The following is a 1,008-nucleotide window of genomic DNA, read 5'->3' as shown; positions in this document are numbered from 1 at the left end:
TATGGACTTGCACGCCAAGCTCTTCAATTTTTGACTTCAGCAATTGACCGCCAACTTGGTCTACTTGAACCGCCATTAGCTGCGGAGCAAACTCAACAACGTGGGTTTCGAGACCTGCTTGCTTGAGAGCATTTGCCGCTTCAAGACCAAGCAGACCACCACCCACAACAACACCAACCTTGCTTTGTTTAGATGAGGCTTCAATTTGCTCTAGGTCTTCAATGGTTCGATACACCAAGCAATGCTCTTGATCATTACCAGGAATTGGAGGAACAAAAGGAAAGGAGCCCGTAGCAAGCACGAGTTTGTCGTAAGCATACACATCACCCGCTTCAGTCTTAACCGTCTTGGCTTGCTTATCAATATGAGAAACTTTTACATTCACACGAAAATTCACGCCTAGCTTTTCATAGTGCTCTGCGCTTGTAAGTGAAAGATCATCTGCTGTTTTGCCTGTAAAGTACTCCGACAAATGCACTCGGTCGTACGCCAACCTTGGCTCTGCAGAAAGAACTGTCACTTCGACGTTCATATCTTGTTCAAGTATCTGCTCAACAAAATGATGGCCTACCATTCCATTGCCGACTACCAATACTTTCATTGTTGATGCTTGCATAACTTCTTCTCCACCAAAAATTTTGGGGCAAAAAAAAACCCATGCCACCAGCATATTTGCTAGTTAGCATGGGCTTCTTTGCCGTCAGCACATTAAGTTCATTCTTAATATGCTGTCTCTGTTCTGTGTGAGTATGAACCGTCGTCATACCCCGCGCGGTTTTTAACACTGCTTTGCGATACGATTTCTAATACAAATTTAGTACCAACTTTATATCTCTATAAGATTCAGGCACTTACAAGGCTAGACTTATCAGTAGCTACCGAGCTTTATGCACCATAATAGTGCAGGCGCACCAAGGATTAGCTAGAAGAGATCGCGCCAGCTTGTTCAAGCCATCGCTGCAATCGATCTAATGGCAGGGGCTTACAGCCATAGTAACCTTGATAACG

At 44.3% G+C, this 1,008-nt stretch carries 1 protein-coding gene; it reads right to left on the bottom strand.

The window, feature by feature from the left end; genetic code table 11:
• Window positions 1-616, bottom strand: a 616-nt coding sequence (locus A3762_RS18920) for an NAD(P)/FAD-dependent oxidoreductase (RefSeq protein WP_231878861.1), incomplete at its 3' end; no start/stop codon positions are given.
• Window positions 617-1,008: the final 392 nt, after the last annotated feature.

This window comes from Oleiphilus sp. HI0125 (assembly GCF_001635355.1).
Note: the sequence above shows the minus strand (reverse complement) of the source record. Positions and strands in the feature narration are given on the sequence as shown.